The organism is Rosistilla ulvae (assembly GCF_007741475.1).
Classification (GTDB): Bacteria; Planctomycetota; Planctomycetia; order Pirellulales; family Pirellulaceae; genus Rosistilla; species Rosistilla ulvae.
This window is the reverse complement of the sequence record NZ_CP036261.1, coordinates 6,163,333-6,186,261: the sequence shown is the minus strand read 5'-3', so window position 1 is coordinate 6,186,261 and position 22,929 is coordinate 6,163,333. Positions and strand designations below refer to the sequence as shown.

The 22,929-nt window shown below is 56.2% G+C and carries 17 protein-coding genes; 10 read left to right on the top strand and 7 right to left on the bottom strand.

Features of this window, described 5'->3' with window-relative positions; translation table 11 throughout:
* Positions 1 to 12: 12 nt before the first annotated feature.
* Positions 13 to 1,752 (bottom strand): ferredoxin, encoded by a 1,740-nt coding sequence (locus tag EC9_RS21945; protein ID WP_145348210.1) that lies wholly within the window; start codon positions 1,750 to 1,752, stop codon positions 13 to 15.
* A 391-nt stretch (positions 1,753 to 2,143) separates the two neighbouring features.
* Here EC9_RS21945 and EC9_RS21940 point away from each other — a divergent pair, with 391 nt between their 5' ends.
* Positions 2,144 to 3,466, top strand: a complete 1,323-nt coding sequence (locus EC9_RS21940) for a tetratricopeptide repeat protein (RefSeq protein WP_145348209.1) — start codon at positions 2,144 to 2,146, stop codon at positions 3,464 to 3,466.
* Positions 3,467 to 3,633: 167 nt separating this feature from the next.
* Here the strand turns inward: EC9_RS21940 and EC9_RS21935 are convergent, their stop codons facing one another.
* Together EC9_RS21935 and EC9_RS21930 are read right to left on the bottom strand one after the other, a co-directional pair.
* Positions 3,634 to 4,008, bottom strand: a complete 375-nt coding sequence (locus EC9_RS21935; RefSeq protein ID WP_145348208.1) for a hypothetical protein — start codon at positions 4,006 to 4,008, stop codon at positions 3,634 to 3,636.
* A 101-nt stretch (positions 4,009 to 4,109) separates the two neighbouring features.
* Entirely contained in the window at positions 4,110 to 4,700 is a 591-nt protein-coding gene (locus tag EC9_RS21930; RefSeq protein WP_145348207.1) for a hypothetical protein, read from the bottom strand.
* A gap of 457 nt (positions 4,701 to 5,157) precedes the next feature.
* On the opposite strand from EC9_RS21930, the gene EC9_RS21925 reads away from it, so the two are divergent.
* Both EC9_RS21925 and EC9_RS21920 read left to right on the top strand, forming a co-directional pair.
* Positions 5,158 to 7,236: a DNA topoisomerase VI subunit B gene (locus tag EC9_RS21925; protein WP_145348206.1), complete on the top strand. Its 2,079-nt coding sequence runs from the start codon at positions 5,158 to 5,160 to the stop codon at positions 7,234 to 7,236.
* Between the two features lie 146 nt (positions 7,237 to 7,382).
* The gene (locus EC9_RS21920; RefSeq protein WP_145348205.1) at positions 7,383 to 8,540 is read left to right on the top strand and encodes a DNA topoisomerase IV subunit A; all 1,158 of its coding nucleotides are present in this window, start codon (positions 7,383 to 7,385) and stop codon (positions 8,538 to 8,540) included.
* Between the two features lie 153 nt (positions 8,541 to 8,693).
* On the opposite strand, the gene EC9_RS21915 is transcribed toward EC9_RS21920, so the two are convergent.
* From EC9_RS21915 to EC9_RS21905, 3 genes are all read right to left on the bottom strand, one after another.
* Positions 8,694 to 8,987, bottom strand: a complete 294-nt coding sequence (locus EC9_RS21915; protein WP_145348204.1) for a hypothetical protein — start codon at positions 8,985 to 8,987, stop codon at positions 8,694 to 8,696.
* Positions 8,988 to 9,274: 287 nt separating this feature from the next.
* Positions 9,275 to 9,775, bottom strand: coding sequence for a chemotaxis protein CheX (locus tag EC9_RS21910; RefSeq protein WP_145348203.1), 501 nt, complete (start codon positions 9,773 to 9,775; stop codon positions 9,275 to 9,277).
* An 86-nt stretch (positions 9,776 to 9,861) separates the two neighbouring features.
* On the bottom strand, positions 9,862 to 10,236 hold the full coding sequence (locus EC9_RS21905) for a response regulator (RefSeq protein ID WP_145348202.1): 375 nt from the start codon (positions 10,234 to 10,236) through the stop codon (positions 9,862 to 9,864).
* A gap of 459 nt (positions 10,237 to 10,695) precedes the next feature.
* On the opposite strand from EC9_RS21905, the gene EC9_RS21900 reads away from it, so the two are divergent.
* From EC9_RS21900 to EC9_RS21870, 7 genes are all read left to right on the top strand, one after another.
* Entirely contained in the window at positions 10,696 to 13,497 is a 2,802-nt protein-coding gene (locus EC9_RS21900) for a hybrid sensor histidine kinase/response regulator (RefSeq protein ID WP_145348201.1), read from the top strand.
* Complete coding sequence (locus EC9_RS21895; protein ID WP_145348200.1) at positions 13,494 to 13,949, top strand: chemotaxis protein CheW; 456 nt, start codon at positions 13,494 to 13,496, stop codon at positions 13,947 to 13,949. Before EC9_RS21900 ends, EC9_RS21895 begins: the two co-directional genes overlap by 4 nt.
* A 215-nt stretch (positions 13,950 to 14,164) precedes the next feature.
* Positions 14,165 to 16,474, top strand: a complete 2,310-nt coding sequence (locus tag EC9_RS21890; RefSeq protein WP_218934345.1) for a methyl-accepting chemotaxis protein — start codon at positions 14,165 to 14,167, stop codon at positions 16,472 to 16,474.
* Positions 16,475 to 16,511: 37 nt separating this feature from the next.
* Positions 16,512 to 17,639 carry a protein-glutamate methylesterase/protein-glutamine glutaminase gene (locus EC9_RS21885; protein WP_218934344.1) on the top strand — a complete coding sequence of 376 codons (1,128 nt, stop codon included), beginning with the start codon at positions 16,512 to 16,514 and terminating at the stop codon, positions 17,637 to 17,639.
* Complete coding sequence (locus tag EC9_RS21880; protein WP_145348197.1) at positions 17,636 to 18,493, top strand: CheR family methyltransferase; 858 nt, start codon at positions 17,636 to 17,638, stop codon at positions 18,491 to 18,493. The genes EC9_RS21885 and EC9_RS21880 overlap by 4 nt, the downstream gene beginning before the upstream one ends.
* 18 nt (positions 18,494 to 18,511) lie before the next feature.
* The gene (locus tag EC9_RS21875; RefSeq protein ID WP_145348196.1) at positions 18,512 to 19,483 is read left to right on the top strand and encodes a hypothetical protein; all 972 of its coding nucleotides are present in this window, start codon (positions 18,512 to 18,514) and stop codon (positions 19,481 to 19,483) included.
* A gap of 52 nt (positions 19,484 to 19,535) precedes the next feature.
* A complete protein-coding gene (locus EC9_RS21870) occupies positions 19,536 to 21,485 on the top strand; it encodes a DUF4838 domain-containing protein (RefSeq protein WP_145348195.1) in 1,950 nt (649 codons plus the stop codon).
* 534 nt (positions 21,486 to 22,019) lie between these two features.
* Here EC9_RS21870 and EC9_RS27065 read toward each other — a convergent pair.
* Positions 22,020 to 22,877: a hypothetical protein gene (locus EC9_RS27065; protein ID WP_246105821.1), complete on the bottom strand. Its 858-nt coding sequence runs from the start codon at positions 22,875 to 22,877 to the stop codon at positions 22,020 to 22,022.
* Between the last annotated feature and the right edge of the window lie 52 nt (positions 22,878 to 22,929).

Genomic DNA, 22,929 nt, shown 5'->3' with positions numbered 1-22,929 from the left:
GAAGGGCGTTGCTTAGTTGCAACCGGCGGATCCGCAACCGCCGCTGCAGCCTGCCGCTCCGCAACCGCTGTCGCAGTTGCCTGCTGGAGCACATCCGCCACCAACGCCATTGCCTTGGCAGCCGTAGCTGGCAGCGCCGGCTTGGGAAACCTGACCGCAAGGATAGACGGTCTCTTCGACGACCTTCGGTACCATTTTGCAGACCTGTACGGTCACTTCACGCATGCTGGTGAAAGGAACTCGGACGGTGTACTGTTCGACCGATTCTTCGGCAACGCGATCGTAACGCGTGGTCTCATACGCTTCGGTCAGGACCTCGGGAACGTTCACCGTGTACGAGATTTCTTTGGTCTTCTGCACGGGGTGATACGAAACGACGGGATAGTTTTCGGTTCGCACCTCTTCTTTGAACGACAGTTCGCGGCGGGTTCGTTGGCGGGTCTCTTCCGTGTATTCGACAACCTTGCGAGGGCGAGTTCGCGTTTCGTCAACGTATTGAACGACCTTGCGAATCCCAGTGCGTTGTTCGGGTTGGTAGACCAGATACGTGCACTCGTAAGGGATCTGTTGATGTTGTTCTTCGTAAACCGTGTAGCTGACTTCGTGTTGTTGCGATTGCATTTCAACCACAGGGACTTCTTCGGTTTGGATATTCGGAACCCAAACGCGGCGGGTGACGGTTTGTGTCGCCGCAACGCTTTGCCCACCGATTACTTGTCCGCCGCAACCATTGCCACAGTTTCCCGAAGCCTGGTGGGAGCTGGCGGTCGATTGGCAACCACCGCAGCTGCGGGCTTGGCACGCACTGCAGTTGCCGCACTGACGCGAGCCACATGAACTGGCGTAACCGCCCGATCCACAGCCACCGTATGAACCGCAGCCGCCCAGGTTGGAGACCGAACCGTTCGAGCTGTAACAGCCTGGGGCGGAGCTTTGGACAGCCACTGGCGCTGGAGCCGCGATCACTTCGTCGACTTGGGTTTCCCAATGACCGTAGTCTTTGGTGACGGTTTGCGTGCGGGTGACGGGAACATCGATGTTGATCACGCGTCGTTTGACGACGGGGACGGCGTTGGTCACCGTTTGCATTTTGGTTTCGGTTTGCGGAACGGGAACGTTCACGGTGTAGGTGAACTCTTCGTCGGTCAGTTGAGGAACGCTGACGGTGTAGCTCTCTTCACGCTCGACGATCTGAGGGACGCGGACGGTGTAGGTTTCGGGAACTTCGTTCCAAACCGGCACGGTGTGCGTTTGCTCCATCGTCTTCATGTCGGTTTGAGCGACAAGTTCGGTGTAGTTGACCGTTTTGCTTTCGGTCTTGGTCTGCATCACGGTTCGCGTGCGGTACTTGGTTTCGGTAACCGGTACGGTGCGATAGGTCGTTTTCGTGCGATGCCGAACTTCGTCGCGATATTCGGTTGTCGGTTGGGCACGCGTTTCGGTGACGTAGGTCGGCACCATGATGACTTTGGCGATGGTCATCGGTCCGCACAGCGGTTGTGTCGCAGGAACGGCAGCGGGGGCGTAGCTGTTGATCGCGCAACCGGCGTCCTGTTGGGGAGCCGCGTATCCGATGCTGGGCTGAGTCGCGTAGCCGACGTTTGTGCCGCAGCCAGGGGCGACGGCAAAGCCACCGCCGGCGCAAGGGTCGGTGCATCCGCCACACGGAATACACGGGCGTCCGGCGGTTGCCGACGATACGAAGCTCAACAGCATGAGCATCGCGGCTGCCAACGATAATCGAGAGTTCATTCTTTTTGTCTCCAAGCGACGTGTGAACGTGTGTGCGTTCGGCTTCGTTTTCTGCGAACGGATCTAGCGCGGAGGGGGAGCCGCGCTGGGAAATCCTGAAATATGACCGCGTGTCAGTATATTTAACCCGAATGTTCGGCAGAACAGGAAAGATAGGAATAAGTGGCGAAGTTTCCATTCTTTACCCCTCGGTCGTCTTTTCTTGGTGTGTGAATGCGACAACACCTGGTTTTCGTTGACTTTAGCAACACGATGTCGTGGCGGCGGGGCGACTTGGTTTGCGGAAAGGAGAGCGTTTTTGTGACCTAATCTTTCCCTAGATGCACGCGCCGGCGGTGCGTCTGGATTGAAAAACGCAAGATCGCAGAGTTTCCTGGAGCTACCCACACCGATGTCGAACCCAAAGTTCCGCTTGATCCGAACCCTAGCCCTGCTGGCCAGCAGTTTTATCCTGGGCAGTTTGTTCGCAAGCATCGTGTTTGCGCAAGAGCATTCTGAGCCAGTCGTTGCTCGGGCGCAGATGCAGTTGCAGGTGGGCGACAAATTGGTCGACACGATCGAGAAGGGAGACCTGTTGACCGTTCTCGAGGATCGTGGCGAGAACTATTTAATCGTGACTTACAACGGCCACCGGGGCGTGGTGGAGAAAGTCAACGCGGTCAAGATCATCGAATCGGCTGACATCTATACCGAACTGATCCAAGAGAACCCGACCGACGGGCGGCTGTTCACTCTACGAGCTTCCGCTTGGTGGGCGTTGAAACAGAACCAAAAGGCGCTGGATGATTTTGATCGGGCGATCAAGTTGGGGTACGACGCGCCACATGCTTATTCGAGCCGCGGGATGTTTCATGCGGCGATGGGCGACTTTGAAGACGCGATCAAAGACTACACGACCGCGTTGGAACGGGACACCGAAAATAAAGATTTCTCGCCGCTGCTGAATCGCGCGGCGGTCTATATGACGCTGCAGAAATTTGCCGACGCAATCGCCGATTACGACCAAGTGATCCAGCGGAAACCGGAACTGGCCAGCGCGTATCAACAGCGAGCGGTGGCGCACAAATTGAGCGGGAACCTGGAACAAGCGGTGGCTGACTTTGACAAAGCGATCGAGCTGAGCCCTGAAAATGTTTCTGCATTGATGAGTCGCGGGTTTGTCCACTTTCAACAAGCCGACCACGAGCGGGCTGTGGAAGATTTTGCCGCGGTGATCGAGATCGAACCTCGGGCCGCAGCCGCCTACAACAACCGCGGCTTCAATCTTCAACAGCTTGGGAAGATGGCCGAAGCATTGGCCGATTACAACAAAGCGATCGAGCTTGCGCCCGATTACGCGTTGGCCTATCAGAATAAAGCTTGGTTGTTAGTCATCGCCAACGATCCAAAATTGGGCAACGCAAGCGTCGCGATTAAAGCAGCGACCAAGGCGGGAGAACTGAACAACTTTGCCATCATCAGCGACTTGGCAGCCATGGCAGCGGCGCTTGCGGCCGACGAACAGTTCGAGGAAGCGATCGGATGGCAGGAGAAGGTGCTCGAGATGGCTCCGGAAGATCGCAAGCCGTATGCCGAAAAGGTGCTCGCGTTGTATCAACAACACGAGCCTTTTGATCCCAAGTTGGCGGAAGAGGCGGCGACCGACAAAGCGGAAGCGGGTGCCACCTCCAAGTCGCCGACCGCGGAAAAGCCTAGCGAATCAGAAGACGAATAGTTGCCGAGCGAACGGAGAAAGCCAACGCGAGGCGGCGTGGCAGTTTATCGAGATTCGAAGATTACCCAACGAAAAACGGCTCGAGGATGGAAACATCTCTCGAGCCGTTTTTTAGTTTTGTCAAGCATTGGCAACCGCAAGCACGCTCGCCGATTTCGCTTCATCCGTTACCAAGGGCCACGAATGTAGTGGACCCCAAATTGATCGGTGTGGCTTGGCCAGTGCGGCGTCGGGCGGAACTGACCGTAAGGGACACCCATCGGTTGCGGCATGTTGCGGTTGAATTGGTGATGGATCGGGTACGACAGATTCTGGCTGACGCCCCATGAATAATTTGTCTGCATGTGCGCCGTCGGTGGCACAATCATCGCAACCGGAGTGCCCCAGTTGGAGTACTGGTAATGGCTGTGCCACGGACGCGTTGCGGCAAAGTTCATCGCTTGCACATTGGTGCGGCCGTAGATGTCGACCGCTTCGGCGCTGGACGATGCCAACGCGACGCCGGCCAGCATCGTCAGGGCGATGGTGATTTTTTTGTTCATGGCGAATGATGCTCCAGTGTTCAAAGCCAGTCGCGGCCTTGCATGGGGTGGCGAGTTTCAGATCACAGACAAAACGACCTGTTGTACCACGATACGTTCAATTAGCGTGGGATTCGCAAAAAGTTGTACAACGTTTGGGCATATTGCTTGGGGGCAACCCTATAAGTCGCCTTGGTTCGATTAGTGCCCCGGCCATAGTCGTAATGATTATGGTAGCGGTCTTTATGTTGATACAAATAGTTGTGGGGCATCAGCGGCTGGTAGGGGACCCAGGTGTGGCCGACAAAGGCGGGAACCGGGCCGGGGGCCAGGTACATCTCTGCGTTGACCTGGTTTTGACCGTTGGAGTAATAGTTGTAGAACAGGTCGGGCTGGGCGTATTGCTTAGGAATGTAAGGCCCTTGTTGGCCGCCGTGGGCCATCGCGGCCATTCGCCCCGAACCCTGGACCGCGCGTCGGCCCGTGCTGGCTTGGACATATTCCGCGCCGCCGTCCGCGACCGGGTAGCCTTGGTCGGAATAGCTGTCCGAAGGGGACGCTTGGTGACCTTCGCCCCCCGCGTCACCGACTGCTACGTCGGAGATGATTTGAGAATCCACGATATATTCGCCAACGACTTGTTGGGCATTTGCCGTTGCGGTCGCCGAAGCTGCAATGGTGATCGCTGCGATGAATCGCGCCGTAAAACGCATGGTTCTTCCTCCCTGGAAGACGGATCTCCGAAGTGGTGCCCGAACTATTCGGGCGATCGCACCGGACGTTGGATCGTCGTTCGTGTTTGTGCTTTTGCCAGCATTGTGTCTCTTTTCCGGATGAATTGCGTTCGTCCGGCTATTGGGGTCTTTTCGGTTCTATCTACATCTCCAAACCAACGTTTTCTCTCCGGGACTGCGTGTCGCCCGCAACCGGCGCAGATTGCCCTGTCTGTGGCTAGGACCAAGTTTGCGGAATCGTTACAATCGGCCACGATTTGGTGGTGGCGTCCGGTAGCCGATCCGCACCGATTGCCCTGGCTCGGGACCCCCGCAAGGGCGAAAGATGGGAATTGATTGCCCCGGCTGCAGGCAAATTGGCTGAAGAACAGCTTGCCGTTGCCGATAACCGAAGTAACGATGATACGGATTCTGACAGTCGACCGAGAAGGAAAAGATGGCGGCCGCAGCAAGCACCCCCAAGACACGTCGAAGTACAGCCGAAGCGATGGCCAAGGGCCAACGCGACATTTCGGTCAGCGAGTTCTTTGCAAAAAACAAGCATCTGTTGGGTTTCGACAATCCGCGAAAGTCGCTGTTGACGACGGTCAAAGAGGCTGTCGACAACTCGCTCGATGCGTGCGAGGAAGCTGGCATTCTGCCGGTGATCTGGGTCCAGTTGGAAGCAACGCAATCGGGCCGCTACCGGGTTTCGATCCAAGACAACGGTCCCGGGATCGTCAAGAAACAGATCCCGTTGATCTTCGGCAAACTGTTGTACGGCAGCAAGTTTCATCGTTTGCGGATGAGCCGCGGTCAGCAGGGGATCGGGATCAGTGCCGCGGGAATGAACGGGATGTTGACCAGTGGGCAACCGGTCAAAATCGTCAGCAAGGTCTCGGTCCGCAAGCCGGCTCACTATTTTGAGCTGCAGATCGACACCAAGAAGAATCAGCCGGAGATCGTCAACGGCAAGGGGGATGGGATCGATATTCCCGCTGGGGAAAAGGGACGCCAGTACATCGAAAAAGCGGGGATCGCGTGGGAGACGGTGATCCCGTATGAAGACGGTACCAGCGAAGACGTAACGCACGGCACGCGGGTCACAATCGAACTGGCTGCGATTTACAAAAAGGGTCGGGGAAGCGTCGATGAATACATCGAACAAACCGCCATCGCCAACCCGCACATCACTGTTCACTACATGGACCCCGATGGAACGGCGCGGTCCTATTGGCGAAGCACGACCGAATTGCCGGCCGAGGCAAAAGAGATCAAGCCGCATCCGTATGGTGTCGAGCTGGGACATCTGATGGCGATGATGTCGGCCGACAACGTCAATACGATCAGCCAGTTTCTGCAGAGTTCGTTCTCCTGTGTGACTCCCGCGGTCGCTCGCCGGATCTGCGAAGCGGCGGGGATCGGCAGCCGGGTGACGACAAAAAAAATCGGCCGTGACGAAGCGGATAAAGTCTTCCATGCGATGCAAGAGGCGAAGATTCGCCCCCCGTCCACCGATTGTGTCGTACCGATCGGCCAGGGGTTGCTGTTGAAGGGAATTAGCACCGTGGTGCCGGGCGAGTTCTACGCAGCATCCAGCCGACCACCGGCGGTCTATCGCGGAAATCCGTTTATCATCGAAGTCGCACTCGCGTACGGTGGCGGTCCACAAACGCATGCGATCTCACGCGATGATTTGAATGAACTGATCGGCCAGACCGACGCGCGAACGTTGCGAAAGTTCTTGATGGATACGTTCAGCGGCGTCGGTTCCGACGGTGCCGACAAGATCATGAAACAGGCGGCATTAAAGACCCGCAAGAGCCCCGCGAATCTGACGCCCAAGGAGCGGTTGGCGTTGCATGATGCGTTGCAAAACGTCAGCATCAGCGAAGGGCAATCGATGCAAGTGATGCGGTTTGCCAATCGTGTGCCGCTGCAATTTCAAGCCGGTGCGTGTGCGATCACGCAAGCGGTGATGGGGATGAATTGGCGCAGTTATGGCCTGACCCAATCCCGCGGCAACTTGCCCAACGGTCCCGTTTCGGTGATGGTCCACGTCGCCAGCGTTTGGGTGCCGTTTACCAGCGAATCGAAAGAGGCGGTCGCCAATTATCCGGAGATCGAAAAGGAGCTGCGATTGGCGCTGCAGTTTGTCGGTCGCAAGCTGGGAATGTTCCTGCGACGCCGGCAAAAAGTGAAGCAGGAAGGAGAGCGGCGAAGCGTCTTTCTGCGGTATCTGGGCGAGGTCGCGCAAGCCTTGCACGGCATGAACGGCTGCGATACCCAAGAGGTCTACGACCACTTGTTAGAGGTCGCCAAAAAGAAGACAGCCGATGCGGATGTGGTTCTCGATGAACGGGGTAAAGTGATTCAAGATGAATCGGAACTCGATCTTGGAGACGGCGTGTTGATCGTCGACAACGCGGCCAAGACGGTCCCCGCGGCCAGCGCAGCGGTCCAACCGGCCGCCGCCGCGGAAGAGGCTCCGGCGGAGGACGATTCGGTCGAACAGGGTGAACTGTTCGACGCGTAAGCAATTGGCAAACTCTGGACAACGTTTGAGCGTTGTCTCCGGCACAGGATGCGAACCGATCGCAGGCCGGAACGCTCGATAACAAGTTTGGCCTTCGCCACCGCGGATCGGGGTGGAGGTTGCGACAACGATGGATCTCAAGAATCATGGCTAAGAAAAAACAAGCTCCTAAAAAGTTCGTTCCCGAAAAACCGAAGCCAGTGAAGTTGACGCCGATCGATAAATCGACGCTCAGCAAACTCGAGGGGCTCGCGGACAAGGTCGTCAGTTCGGCGACACGGGGCCGCGATCCGTTTCTGGATATCCCGACGCGGGCGCTTTCGAACGTGCGTTTCAATAAAACGAAACGCTATATCGAGATGGGGAAAAACACAAACCGTCGCGAGCTGTTCAACCTGAACCAAGCGCGATCCTACATGCAAACCCTGCTGGCCGGCAGCGGTTGCAAGGGGCTGATCGACGAAGGCAAGACAACCAGCATTCGTGGTCTTTACTATCGGATGAAGCACACGATCAAAGGTGCCAAAGAGGAGACGTTCAACAATCAGGGCGAATCCGATGCGGTGATCGAAGATCTGGAAGTCCTGGCGAATTCGCTGCGTGAAGAACTGCACCTGTACGCCGACAAGCGGGGCGAGATGGTCGGCCCGATCGTGTTGGAAGATATGGGGGACGAGATCGATTGCGCGCGGATGGGGAGCGGCGGTTATGGGATTCCGTCGATCGTGGAACCCGATCGGATCAAATTCAAACGCTGCACCGCCGACTTTATCCTGCATGTCGAAAAAGGAACGGTCTGGCAGCGTTTCAACGAAGACAAGTTTTGGAAAAAGCACAACTGTTTATTGACCCATGGTGCCGGTCAACCGCCGCGCGGCGTGCGGCGATTGCTGCATCGGATGCACAACGAATTGGAACTGCCCGTCTACTGCGTGCTCGATAACGACCCCTGGGGATATTACATCTACAGCGTGATCAAGCAGGGGTCGATCAACCTGGCGTTTGAATCGCAGCGGATGACGATCCCCGACGCGAAGTTCTTGGGGCTTCGCAGCATCGACTTGGAACGCTGCGGGTTGGACATGAACGTCACGATCAAGATGAACGATACCGATCGCAAACGGGCCAACCAAATCAAGAAGTATCCATGGTTCGAGGGCAAGAAACGTTGGCAGAAAGAGATCGATAAGATGCTGCAGAACGATTTTAAGCTGGAGGTCGAGTCGCTGATCAACCTGGGGATCAGTTATGTGACGGAGACCTATGTTCCCGAACGCCTTGCCGATGGCGATTGGTTGGATTGATCGGAAGCGGGGGATCGCAGCAGCGATTGCGATCTGGACTTGGCACCGGGCGACGCGCAATCTCGCTCGGCCGCGGCGATATTGTGGGGCGTGATGTCGGACTGCCGGGCGATTCGACCTGTTCTTGCGATGGCGAAACGGCAGAATCGCAGTTTAGAGTTCGATGTTTCTAAAGCGGCTGCGATACAGCAAACGCTCCCACCAGGAAGCGCGTCGCAGACGCGGATCGTCCGCCGTGATCGTGTTCTGTTTTCCTCGTCGAGTCCGCAAACGGACCTGTTGGCCATCGAGGACCTCGTCGACGACCCAGAATTTGTCGACCAGGTAGTGATAGGTGTCTCCCCCCGCGGTGGGATGGACATCGGTCGCACGCGCCCCGGGCGACGTGCTGCTCTTCTGTTTGCGATAGATGACCCAGTCGCCGCGTTTTAATTTCGAAACGTCCATTGTTCTCTGCAATCACTCCGTTGGATGAATCATTCGGTACTGGTAATGAACATACATTCGTGGGGCAACCCGGCAGATTCAAGCTCGCCGTAAACTTGCAATCACCGCCGGCCAGCCGTTGCGGCACATCGTCGAGAGACCTCAGGCACGAACGAAGCGATTCTTATGCGTCGATCGCGCGTCCGCGATGGAGCCCACGGTGGGATGGCAGGTGCAAACGTTTGGCCGGGTAGGAGCAAGCGGCATGGGTGATGCCGCTGCCTCAAAATCTATGATGGATCGGCATGCTAGGCAAGTATGGCGACCGGCGTTACGTTGGGGATTGGAGAATTCGATTGTTGTTTCAGGACCAATTCCATCGAAACAGGCCCCCAGGGGGTTTCGAATCGCAAACAGGTGCCGTGGTTCTCTGAACCGAAGGCGATCTCGCACTGCCCTAGGATGACCGACGGCAAAGACATGTTGGTCGCTTCATTTCCCAATAGGACACGAGCCCGACCAGCGATCATGTTGACGATCTCGCCGACAGCATCGACGACGTCGGAGTTGAGTTCCGTCGGGGTTTCGCCTAGCAGCGCGCCGGTCGCCTTGTAAGCAAAGTCGCGGGTGATGCTGAGCGCGGCGGTCCCGCAGATCGCCCCCGAGATGCCGATGATCCCCTTGATTTCGTGAATGCGGTCGGCCGGTGTCGTCTCGCCGATTTCTTTTAAAGTGGCGTCGCAGCTAAGACAGCTGGCAAGAATCTCTTCGACGGCTTTTTGGAAAGCTTGATTTTCGGAAGTCAGCATCGGATGTGCCCCTAGAAGTTTTTGTTGGAATGGGGTCGAGGATCGATGTCTATCGATCGATGACACGGTGTCTTGACGTGGCTCGCCTATGAGGCGATCGCACTGAGATGCTTGATGAGCTTCTCTTGCAGCAGTTCGTTTTCAAACGGCTTGGGCAGAAAGTCCGATACGCCTGCTTGGATCGCTTCGATCACCCGGCCCCGTTCGGATTCGGTCGTGATCATGATCACCGGAATCGTCGAGCCCGCTTGGCGAATGTTCTTCAACAGCTCCAAACCGGTCATCATCGGCATGTTCCAATCGGTCAGAACCATGTCGAATTGGGTCGATTGAAAGGAGGCCCACGCTTGGGACCCATCGGCCGCTTCGATAACATCGGTAACGCCGGCAGCATTCAACGCTCGCAATATGATCTTGCGCATGACGCCCGAGTCATCCGCTAATAGAACCTTTTGGTCCATCGAATTGTTCCTTTTCACGTATGTGTTTCGATATTGGATCGGCGCAAACCGGTAGCGTGACCTATTATTTAGGTAGCAGTCCAATTCAATTTGGGGACCGCGTCTGTCAGATCACGCGTTACCCAAGAATAACTTAGCATGGGAATGGTGGCACTAGAGGAAAATCAGTAGAAAATCGCACGCGCCCATGGTTCAACTTGGTTTTGAATCGCCGCGACTATGTCCGACAACGTTTCTGTATTAAGAAGCGTTGGGGCGTCGCTGGCTGGCCGTACCCACCCTAATCGCTACATCCGGCAATTCACACTTGTTGGACTCTTTCGCGCGTGGAATCTTTGCCGGTTCTTCGGTCATGCGCGCCTCCGACGTCAAATTCACGGCTTATGTTTCGAGAGCCATGAATCAGGTTAGCCCGCTGCGCTCGCGGGGAACTTATTTAATCTCCTCGGAGGCAACGTCGTGTCAAACGAAGACCAAGAAATACTTGATGAGTTTGTTGTTGAATCACTCGAACATCTGTCCGATATCGAAAGCCAGTTACTGACGATCGAAGCCGCGGGGGCGGATGTCGACGTCGATTTGGTGAATACCGTTTTCCGCGGCGTCCATTCGATCAAAGGAGCCGCCGGGTTCTTGGGGCTGCCGCGGATCAACGAACTGGCGCACTCTCTGGAAAACGTCCTCAATCTGATGCGTGAGGAAAAACTGGTCCCCACATCGACCATTGTCGATGGCTTGCTTTCCGCATCCGATACGCTGCAGGCGATGGTCGCCGACGTCGGGGCATCCAATGAGGTCGACATCTCCAATCACTTGGTTGAATTGGAAAAGTGTATCGCCTCGGGGGTGGCTGGCGATGCTCCCGAACCTGCCGTCGTACCGGTGCAGGCCGCTGTTGAGGCGACACCACCAGCGGCAGTCCCCGCCGCCACCGCGGTCCCGATCGATGTCGAGATTCGCGAAGATCTTCCGCTTGCCGAAGCCTTGGATCTCGCGGTTGCGGAAGCCAAACGAGCACGCGAGCTCGCCGAGTCGGCGGAGGTGACGTCAACCGCGTCGAGCCCATTGGTTGGCGACCAGGTTGCCGCACGACAACCGTCCGTCGAAACGCAGGAGAGCCGGAAACCGTCTGGTCCCAAGTCGTCCAGCGGCGAATCGAGCATTCGTGTTTCGGTGGATACCGTCGACCATTTGATGAATTTGGCGGGTGAATTGGTGCTCAGCCGCAACCAGTTGCTGCAGGCGTTGGCGGCGCGAGAGAAAAACGGCTTCGAATCGGTCGCCGCACGGATCAATCAAGTGACCACGGAAATGCAAGACGCGATTATGAAGACGCGGATGCAACCGATTGGGAATGTCTTTAATAAGTTCTCGCGGGTCGTTCGGGATCTGGCGGCGAAGCTGGAGAAGCGAATCAATCTATCGATCGAAGGAAGCGAAGTCGAAGTCGATAAGACGATTATCGAAGCGATCAGCGATCCGTTGACCCATCTGATTCGCAACTCGGTCGATCACGGCATGGAGACCCCCGCGCAGCGCGTCGCTGCGGGGAAGCCCGAATATGGGAACGTCTACCTGCGGGCTCAGCCACAATCGGGCAAGGTGGTGATCGAGATCCAAGATGACGGTCGCGGGATCGATGCCGACGTGGTTCGCAATAAAGCGTTGGAGAAGGGGTTGATCACGCCCGATCAAGCGCAACAGATGAGCGACCGCGAAGCGGCTCGGTTGATCTTTCTGCCCGGGTTTTCGACCGCTGAACAGATCAGCGATGTCAGCGGACGGGGCGTAGGGATGGACGTCGTCCGTACCAATATCGAAAAGCTTGGTGGAAGTGTCGAGATCTTTACGACTCTCGGGACGGGAACCTGTATCCAGATCACGTTGCCGCTGACGTTGGCGATCATCCCATCGTTGATCGTTCGATCGGGGCCCGATCGGTTAGCGATTCCTCAAGTGAATATCAATGAACTGGTGCGGGTTCGCCCCGAGGATGCACAGCAAAGATTTGCCCGTGTGAAGGGGGCCGATGTATTGCGACTCCGCGATGCCTTGTTACCCGTCGTTCGATTGAATGAAGTTTTTGGCGGTGTTTCTAGCGGTCGCACGATCGTGCAAGAACTCTCCGAACCGGGAGCGGCGGCACAGAATGTGATCGTCGTCGAAACCGGGCAGCAATGCTACGGAATTCTTGTCGACGGTTTGTGCGATTCCGAAGAGATCGTCGTCAAACCGGTCGGGGCTCAATTAAACGATTGTCCCTGTCTCTCGGGAGCGACGATTCTCGGCGATGGCCGCGTCGCGTTAATCGTCGATGTTTCGGGGATCGCCAACTACACCAATCTCCGCGCGGTGACCGAGCGGGCCAATGCCGAAAGCGAGAAGAACGACGCGCCGCGAGGCAGCGATGAGGTCCAGTCGGTGCTGTTGTTCAACAATCGGGATCACGAGAGTTTCGCGATTCCGATGGGAATGATCTCGCGAATCGAAGCGATCGCCGCCAGCGAAATCGAATGTGTAGGACATCGGGAGATGTTGCACACCCGGGGGGTGGCGATGCCGTTGATTCAATTGGACATGTGCGTCACGGCGGCACCGGCGGATCGTTCGGGGCCGTTGTTTGTGATTGTCTACAGTGTCTCGGGACGCGAGGTCGGAATGTTGGCATCGCACATCGAAGACATCCGGGCCATTCCATTGGACGTCGATACCGATGTCCACAGCGAACGCGGAATCGCCGGATCGTTGGCGATGGAAGGCCGCACCATCCGAGTGTTGAATCTGCATGACATCACTCACACCGCGCTACCCGATTTGAAGGGTGAGCCGAAGAAGCATGTGAAACCCGACTTGCACCTGTGTTTGGCTGAAGATTCGGCCTTCTTCCGCAAACAGGTTTCGAACTTCTTGCGCGACGCAGGCTTCAACGTCTCGGACTTTGAAGACGGCCAAGAGGCCTGGGAGACCTTGATTCAAGACAAGACCGCGTTTGATCTCGTGGTCACCGATATCGAGATGCCGCGTATGAACGGATTGGAATTCTGTCGCCGGATTAAAGCAGATCCGGAGCTGCAACGCTTGCCGGTGATCGCGTTGACGTCGTTGGCTTCGGACACGGATATCAGCAACGGGCGACGCGCGGGCATCGACGATTATCAAGTGAAGCTCGACCGAGAAAACCTGATCCGTGCGATCCGTACGTTGAGTGAAAAGGCAATGTCCAGTAGTAACGAAGAACACAATCAAGAGGTGTTGGTATGAACAAGACGATAGAAAAACAGTGTGTGCAAGATCAGCAGTTCGCAACCTTTTACGTCAGTGATGTCCTGTTGGGGATCGCAATCGATCGGGTACGCGAAATCAATCGCTTATCGGAAATTACTCACGTGCCACACGCCCCCGGGCATGTGCTGGGGGTTGTGAATCTGCGTGGCGAAGTCGTCCCGCTATTGGATCTGGGAATCTTGCTGGGCTTGCCGAACACACAGGTCAGCGCCGATTCCAAGAATATGATCGTTCAATCCGGCGGCCAGTTGCTGGGACTTGTCGTCGATCGGGTATCGGACATTCTAGCTGTATCACAAGAAGAGATGTCGGTACCGCCAGCCAACGTGAATTCCGTCGACGGGCGCATGATCCATGGGATCCATACGCTAACCGACGACGTGGTGATTTTGCTAGATATCGATCAAGCGTTGGCAAATTCACAGTAAAAAAAGCGGCATCTGCAGTGCGGTTGCCGTTACGTAACTAATACTTAGGTGGGCTAGGTGTTCCTGGGGTGAAGGAAAGCGATTGAGTCGCTTGACGGTGTAACCAGCTATTACAAATCGGGGCTATGAGAATGCGTATTCGAACTCGTCTGACTGCTAGCATCTTGTGTTGTGGAATGGTGCCGATGTTGGCAGCTTGCGGCATGATCTATTCAATGTCGAGCAGCAACTTAGCAAAAATGGAAGAGATTGCGATTGCTGACTTGAAGCAGAAATCGTCGGAGAAAGTGATCTCGTTGCGTGAGATCAAGAAGCAGCAAATCGTTGATTACTTCGATTCGATCCGCGATCAAGTGCTGAAGTTTTCCGAAGATCAGATCGTTGTCGATGCGATGCGTGACTTCCGTGAGCCCTTTCGACGCTACGCGGCCGATTGCGGATATGACATGCAACAGATAGAAGATCTTCGCCGCGAATTGGCAGAGTATTACAAGCGTCAATTTGACGCCGAGTACCGAAAACAGAACGATGGTACAGATCCTCATGCAGATCGGATCTTAGCTCAATTGAAGCCGGCGTCGGTGGCGTTGCAATACGCTTACATCCAAGCCAACGAACACCCGCTGGGATCCAAACATCAGCTGAATTCAGCCTCCGACGGGACTTTCTATTCCGAGCAGCACGCCAAGCTTCATCCGATCGTTCGCGGGTATCTGGAGAAATTTGGATACTACGATGTGTTTCTATGTGATTCCCAAACGGGCGATATCGTCTATTCGGCCTATAAAGAACTCGACTTCTCGACCTCGTTGATCGACGGCCCTTTTGCCAAATCCAACATCGGCAAGGTCTTTCAACAAGCCAACGCGCTGCCAAGTGCGGATGAGTTTGTCGTCGTCGACTTTAAACAGTACACGCCCTCATACGAGGCCCCAGCCAGTTTCATCGCGTCGCCGATTTTTGATGGTGACACCAAGATTGGAGTGGCCATTTTCCAGATGCCAATCGATCGGATCAACAATGTGATGACGATGGGGACGGGGATGGAAAAGACATGCGAAACGTATCTTGTTGGCCCCGAGCACGTCCTGCGAAGCGATACGCGTCGCGACCCGCAAAATCACAATATTGTGTCGAGCTTTCGATATCCCGCCAAAGGAGCTGTGAAGACCGAGGCGGTCCGCGCGGCGCTTGCTGGCGAAACGGGGGCGCGGGAGATCACCGGATATCTTGGTGATGGGGTGCTGTCGGCATACGCTCCCGTCGATGTTTTGGGAATGCGATGGGCAGTCGTTGCGGAGGTGAGTCGGGACGAAGCCTTTGCAGCAGCCGATGGGATGACGCTGTTGTCGGCCAACGCGAAACGGCAGATGTTCTCCTGGAGTTTTGGCCTGGCGGGACTGGCTGCGGCTTGCATAACGGCATTTGCGTTTGTGCTTTCCTATCGGCTGGTCGCTCCGATCAACCGTTCGGTTGCAATGTTGCGTGACATCGCCGAAGGGGAGGGCGATTTGACCAAACGGCTCGACGCTAGCCGCCGCGACGAATTGGGAGAATTGGCGCACTGGTTCAACGTCTTTGCGGCCAAATTGCAATCGATCATCCGCAGCGTCACGATCAATGCAACGACGCTCAACGAAGCCTCGGTCGGACTCTCGGCGACGTCGAGTCAATTGTCCGAAGGGGCATGCAAGGCAACATCTCAATCGAGCACTGTGGCCGCCGCGGCAGAAGAGTTGTCGGTGAACATGGGGAACATGGCGAGATCGACCGAGGAGGTGTCGGGGAATGTTAAAACGGTGTCGGTAGCGGTCAATGAGATGAACCAATCGATCGTGGAAGTCGCGCAGAGCGCCGAGCGGTCGGCAACGGTCGCTGGACAAGCGGCGCATTTGGTGGAACTCTCCAACGACAAGATTTCCGAATTGGGGCTTGCCGCCGATGAGATTGGCAAAGTGATCGAGGTGATCCAAGACATTGCCGAACAGACCAACCTGTTGGCTCTAAACGCCACGATCGAAGCGGCTCGGGCGGGCGAAGCGGGCAAGGGATTTGCTGTGGTTGCCACCGAGGTCAAAGAGCTTGCCAAACAAACCGCATCGGCGACCGATGACATTCGCCATCGGATCGAAGGGATTCAGGGTTCGACAGGGGATGCGGTCAAGGCGATTCGCGAAATCAGCGAAGTCATCAATAACGTCAATCAAGCGTCGTTGACGATCGCGTCGGCGGTCGAACAGCAGAGCATGGCGACCAAGCAGATCTCCGACAACGTGTCGCAGACCGCACAGTCGGCCGCCGCGGTTGCACGAAGCGTACAGGAATCGGCGACGGCAAGTCAGGAGATTACTCACAACATCACCAGCGTCGACAGCGTGTTGCGGCAAACGTCCGACAGCGCCGTCAACACGCGTCGGGCGGGGGAGGAATTCAGCGACTTGGCGAACCAGCTTTCCAAATTGGTTGGACAGTTTAAGACAGGAGAAGCTTCGGACTCTCAAAACCACTCCACGTTGGCGTGTTAGTCACCCCCATTTATTTCCTAGCTATAAAGGTGTTTTGGTGTCCGCAGCACTACGAAAAATATTGATCGTCGACGATTCGCCAGTCTACCGTCGGTTTGTTGTCGGTACGCTTCAAGGGCTCCCAGGCTATATGGTTGTGGGGCAAGCGGACGACGGCGTTGCCGCTTTGCAAGCGATTTCCAGCATGCGTCCCGACGTCGTTACGTTGGACGTGGAGATGCCCGGCATGAACGGTCTTGAGGTGCTCAAGCAGATCAAGCAACGATCGCCCCATACCGAAGTCATCATGCTCAGCTCGCTGACGCTGCAGTCGGCGAGCCTTACGATTCAAGCGATCGAATCGGGGGCGTTTGACTTTGTCTTGAAGCCGCAAGGCATGGATCTGGATTCCAACCGCAAAAAGCTTCGCGAGCATTTGTCGGAACGTTTTCATGCGATTGCACAAAACGCAAAACGGCATTCGATTCCCCGTCCGGCGGCCAATGCCAGACGCCCCGCGTGGTCGCCCGGCCTGCCGCCGACCTCGACCCCCACACGCAACGCGTCGGTCGGTCAACGCCGGTCGGCAGCAGCACCGCAGATCGTCGTGATTGGAATATCGACTGGCGGACCGCAAGCTTTGCGGACGGTCGTCTCGCGATTGCCCAGCGACTTCTCGGTGCCGATCGCAATCGTGCAACATATGCCACCATTGTTTACTCGTTCGTTGGCCGAAGAGCTCGATCGAATTTCACCGTTGCACGTTTTCGAAGCGGCATCGGGGGACAGCTTGCGAGCTGGTCAGATCGCGATTGCCCCAGGCGGATTTCAAATGACACTACAACGGATGGCGGCCGGTATCACATTGCGGGTCAACGATGACCCGCCAGAACGCAGTTGTCGGCCATCGGTCAATGTCTTGTTCCGTTCCGCCGCCGCCCAGTTTGGCAACCGGGCGATGGGGCTTGTGATGACAGGCATGGGAGACGATGGGACCGAGGGAGCGCGGGCGATGCGAGAACAAGGCGCCCAGATCCTGGCTCAAGATGCAGCCTCCTGCGTTGTCTACGGAATGCCTTGTGCCGTTGCGGAAGCCGGGTTGGTCGACGAGGTCGTTGGATTAAAAGATGTCGCATCCAAGCTGACTGCAATTACACGACGTCCCGTATTGGCAGGTCGATCATGAAGACGTTGGAACCGACAACCGACATCGTCGACATCATGGATGTGATCGAACAATTATGTGGCATTCAGGTCGATAATCGTAAGCTATATTTGCTGGAACATCGATTCGGAGAATTGATGCGAGAGGCATCGTATTCCAGTTATGCGGAACTTGCCCGTTGTGCACGCGATGATCGCGGCTTGCAACAACAGATTGTCGAACGGATCACGACACGTGAAACACTGTTTTTTCGCGACGGGAGCCCGTTTCAGGCATTGCAACACAAATTGTTGCCCGAGATTATCGATGCTCGCTCGACGACTCGGTTTCCCCGGCGGTTGCGGTTGTGGTCTGCGGCTTGCAGCAGTGGACAAGAACCTTACAGCTTGGCGATCATGATTCGCGAACTGCTGCCCGACGTCGATCGCTGGGATATCCAAATTCTGGCCAGCGATATTTCGTCGACAGCGATCGCGCAGGCAAAACAAGGCGTATATTCCGAACACGAGATCTCTCGCGGGCTCTCGCCAGCGCAACTGCACCGTTATTTCCGCAAAGAAGGAAGCCAGTGGCGCGTGCAGGATAAACTGCGGTCGATGATTCGATTTGAAGAACGTAATTTTTTGCAACCATTTAACACCGTCGGCCTGTTCGATATCGTGTTCTGCCGAAACTTGGCAATCTATTTTTCCGATTGCAACCGAAGAGATCTGTTCAGTCGAATTGCGGATCAATTGGTCGACGATGGCCTGCTGTTTATTGGCGCACAAGAATATCACGCCGATATGAGCGAACGGTTTTCGATGGAACAACATTGCAGAGCGACAGTTTACCGCCCCAAAAAACGCATCCCCCAGAACCGTGGTTTGGGGTAGTAAGGATATTCGATATTCATGAATGCTGAAGAGATTCAAGCGTTGCTCGACGCCGGTACCAAAGAACCCAGCGCGGTTTCAAGCGTCGCCGTCCTCGATGAGACCGAGGGTATCGAATCACCGTCGGACGCCGTTGCCGAAGAGGAGAAGCCCTGGACTCCCGAATTCGCCTTCGGTAGTGACGAACCGACGATCCAGGCAGAGCCGGCATCGCCCGAACATGGTGATGTGCCTGCCGGCGTCGTTCCCGATTCGCCCCCCGACCATATCGCCCCAGCCAATGCGACGCCCGAACCGGTTGCGTCGGAAGCGGTTGTGCCGACCCCGATCGCTGCGGTGGGATCTGTCGCGGTTCCCCTCTGGATCCAAGCGACGGCCGTCGGAGCGTTGGGGATGTCGATCATCGCTGCCAGTTTGGGATTCATCAACCGCAGCGTGTTGGAATCACAGGTTTCACAACTGGCTGCACAAAATGCAAAGCTTCAAGAACGCTGCGATTTTCAACAGTCGCTCTGCCAGCGGTTGATGGGAAATCCAGGTGATCCCGATCGCCCTTTCTGGGACCTTCGCACCCACGTGCTGGATCTCGATCGCGAATTCCTTGGCCAAGTGCCGACACAGGTGGGCGCCGTGAACGTGATCCGTTCGCGACCGAAATCGTTGAACGACCGGGCGCAGTTGCACTTTGAAATCACCAATCCCAACGCCCTGACGTTGCATCGTGGGCAATTGATCGTGCGTACGTCGGACCAACCACACGATCCAAATGAAGCGTACGATTACGATGCCCTGCGAGCTTGGCAGAAGACGATCCACAGGAAGGTCTACGAATTCGGTGAGCTGACCGCTGGGCAGACCCGGGCGATCGATGTTTCGGTTGCCAGCAAGGACGATTCTGAAGAACCACCTCAATATGTCGACTTTGAGATCTCGTTCGGCTACTATTCAGCCTCGGAGAAACCTGCGGCGTCGGTTTCGCCAGCGGAGTGATACGTCCGTTCATCCGCTCGCTCTCCCGCGCTGACACCACGAGAGGCTTGCGATGGCTGGGCGGGATGTTATCGGTTTGGTTCTGCTGTTTTCGGTTGGTTTGTTCACCAACCTGTCGACGGCTGCGGAGTCGTTGATTCTCGTCCGCGATGGACGTCCGGCCAGTTTGATCGTGACCAACGGTCGCCCCTCTTTAGGGCAGCAGATCGCGGCGGCGGAATTGCAAGAGCATCTCCGCATCATGTCGGGAGCGACGCTGCCGATCGTCAAAGAAAGTGATCTGCCAGCGGATAGCTCGCAGACTTTGATCCTGATCGGACAAGGCAACCTCACGTCAAAAGTTCACGGGGTCGTGACCAAGCATTTGGAACCCGAGACGTTTATCGTGCGGACATCGGCCAACGCGTTGATCTTGGCCGGCGAAGATGGCGGCAATTCTCGCGATCAGCGAACGGGAACTCTCTGGGCGGTCTATGATTTTCTGCAAGACCAACTCGGTTGTCGTTGGATTTGGCCAGGTGAAACGGGGCGATACGTTCCCCGTCGGGAAACGATTCGAGTCTCTGATTTGAATGTCGTTGAAACGCCGCAGATCAAAGTCCGATCGATCCGTCTGTTGGCGCAAGACAAACATCGCGTTGGCTACGAAAAGGAGGGCCTCGGTCGTTGGTTGGATCTGGGCAAGACATACGATCAAATCTCCGAAGACGAACGCGTCTGGACCCGTCGGATGCGAATGGGCCGATCTTTCAGATTGTCTTACGGACACGCATTCACCGATTGGTGGGAGACGTATCATCGATCGGATCCCGATGTTTTTGCGATGCAACCCGATGGCAAACGCCGCCCGCGGAAAACAAAGCAGCCCGATTTCGTCAAAATGTGCGTCTCGAATCCGCGGCTGTGGGAACTGCAGTTGGACCCTTTGGAAAAAGCGGCCGCCAAGGGATCTCGCGGGCTGTGGCTCAACGCCTGTGAAAACGACGGCAGCGGTGGATTTTGCGTCTGCAGCCGATGCCGGGCGTGGGACGCCACCCCCAACGCGCGACTCGACGCGCTGCCCCAAGTCGAAGACGGCTCGGAGATCGATGGCCCCGAAATCGATCGCGTCCTGCCCGAGAGTCTTTCGGATCGGTATGGGCGTTGGTTCAACGAACTAGCCGTCCGCGCCAAAGCGGCCGATCCCGAAGCCCGACTCGTGGCGTACGCCTACGGCCGCTATCGCGCTCCGCCGACAAAACTGCAACACATCGAACCGAACGTTTGGATTGGATACATTGGATTCAACGCCTACCCGCGACCGGAAGCCTACCGCAAGATGTCGACCGAGGAGTGGTTCGGGTGGTCGCGACTGGGATCAACGGTTTTTCTACGCTCGAATTCGTTGTTCTATCTGGGCGAAGGGGCGCCCTATGTCGCCAGCCAGCAAGTGGCCGAAGACCTTCGGTTCCAGATCGACAATGGTTTGCGAGCGACCGACTACGATGCGCTGCAAGGCTACTGGGCAGCGACCGGACCGACCTATTACGTGTTGGCCCGGATGCTTTGGGATACGCAAGCCGACGTCGATCGCCTGTTGGACGAATTCTATGAGTCCTTCGGTCCGATGAAACAAGTCGTGAAGGAGTACTACGACGGCTGGGAAACGCGGACGGTCGCGTTGGGGAATAATGAGAAGTTCTTTCAGCTGAAACGCGCCGAACGAATTCGAGCCTATCCGTTGATCTACAGCCAGTCGTTGCTGGATGGAGCCGCGGCGGTGCTGGCCCGTGGGACGCCGCTGTTGGCATCGGCGACCGAGGCGCAGCGAGAGCGTTTCGAAAACGTAAGGCTGGGGCTGGAGCACGCCCGGTTGATGGTGGCGGCTCTGGAAGATGGCAAAACGTCGACGGGACCCGCGGGGGAAAAGCTGATGCAGTTCCGACGTCGCATTGCCGATCGAAACGTCTTAAACGTCTATTGGACGATTTCAAAAGAGATGCGTTACCGAGTCTTCGATTGACCGAAATGCGGTTGTTGGGATCGCCGACGCGTTTTTACATCGGGGGCCTTAATCGCCGGGACAGTAGAAAAAAACGGCCCAGGTTTCGTGCCCCGGTCGAATGCGCTGCCCCGAGAGATTGCGCGAAGACCTTTATGAAACCTGAGCCGCTCTGGTGGGAAGAACGATCGTATTGAGCGCTTCTGCAAGTTCCACAAATGAATGTGGTGCCCCACCTACAAAAACATACGAACCATTCAACGCCTGTCCGATCCAAAGGATGTTATTGGGTCGCAGGGCAAACCAAGCTTCCGCATCGCTACGGATTGGTTGCTTACCGACAATGGTAGATGTGCCCCATCTCGTGTCGGATAAAGATTTGCCCCAGCGTTATCTCAACAGCGGTGAAATGCAACAGGAAATGAATTGATCCCGCCACGTTGTGATAACATTAAAAATCTACAACGCGAAACGGGATCATGGGGGCAAATCGCTGGGGAATTTGCACAATCGTGACGTGGAGGGCTCGTTTTCCACCCTTGTTGTCAGTTTCGATCAATCGGCCGAGGTGTAGTCGTCGGCAAGCGAAACTTGAGCGATTGGAGCGTCCTTGGAGACGTAGTTGACCAAAGCCATGGCCGCACGCAATTCGCCGATGTTGAAGAAGGGCGTGTTGCCGGTGTAAGCCGATTCGCTGCGATTCTTGAGCGCCAGTTCTTGCCAGGAGAGCTTGTCCATCATGTGCCACGCCGCAGCTTGAGCTGTGTTTTGTGGAACGCGTCCGTAGCCCAAGTGGGTGCACAGTTCGATGACGTGAGGATCTTTGGTGAATTGTTCGATAGGAATGATCGTGTAAGGGATCTTGGGATTGGGATCGGGCTTGCCGTGTTCCAAGCAGACGGTGGTCAAGGCAACTTTGTGTCGCTTTTCCGCAGCGATCCGCATGAATCCACCGCCGCCACCCATGCCGCCGCCACCCATGCCGCCCATGCCACCCATGCCGCCGCCGCCCATGCCACCCATGCCGCCGCCCATGCCTTGAGCCATTCCGCCGCCGCCCATGCCGCCCATTCCGCCGCCGCCCATGCCACCCATTCCGCCACCGCCCATTCCGCCCATTCCGCCGCCAAATTGAGCTTGGATCGGCACGGCAGCAAATGCATCGGGCATTTGGATGTGCAACGGTTGTTTCGTCTTATTTTCAACCATCAAATTTGCACGCGCTGCATCGCGAGGCACGAATTTGACTTCAATGTCGCCGTTTTTCATCGCTTCAAACAATTCGACCTGACGAACGTTGTCGTCGCCAGCATCGCGTCGCTCGACGCCCATCACTGGTTGCAGGCCACAGATCAGCAAACCAAATACTGCAGTGGAAGAGATCGTTGAATGAAAGGCTGTTCGTACGCTCATTGAATTTCCTTGTTGTCTCATGTTCCTCACCCAGCGGAATCGCGGTGGGACA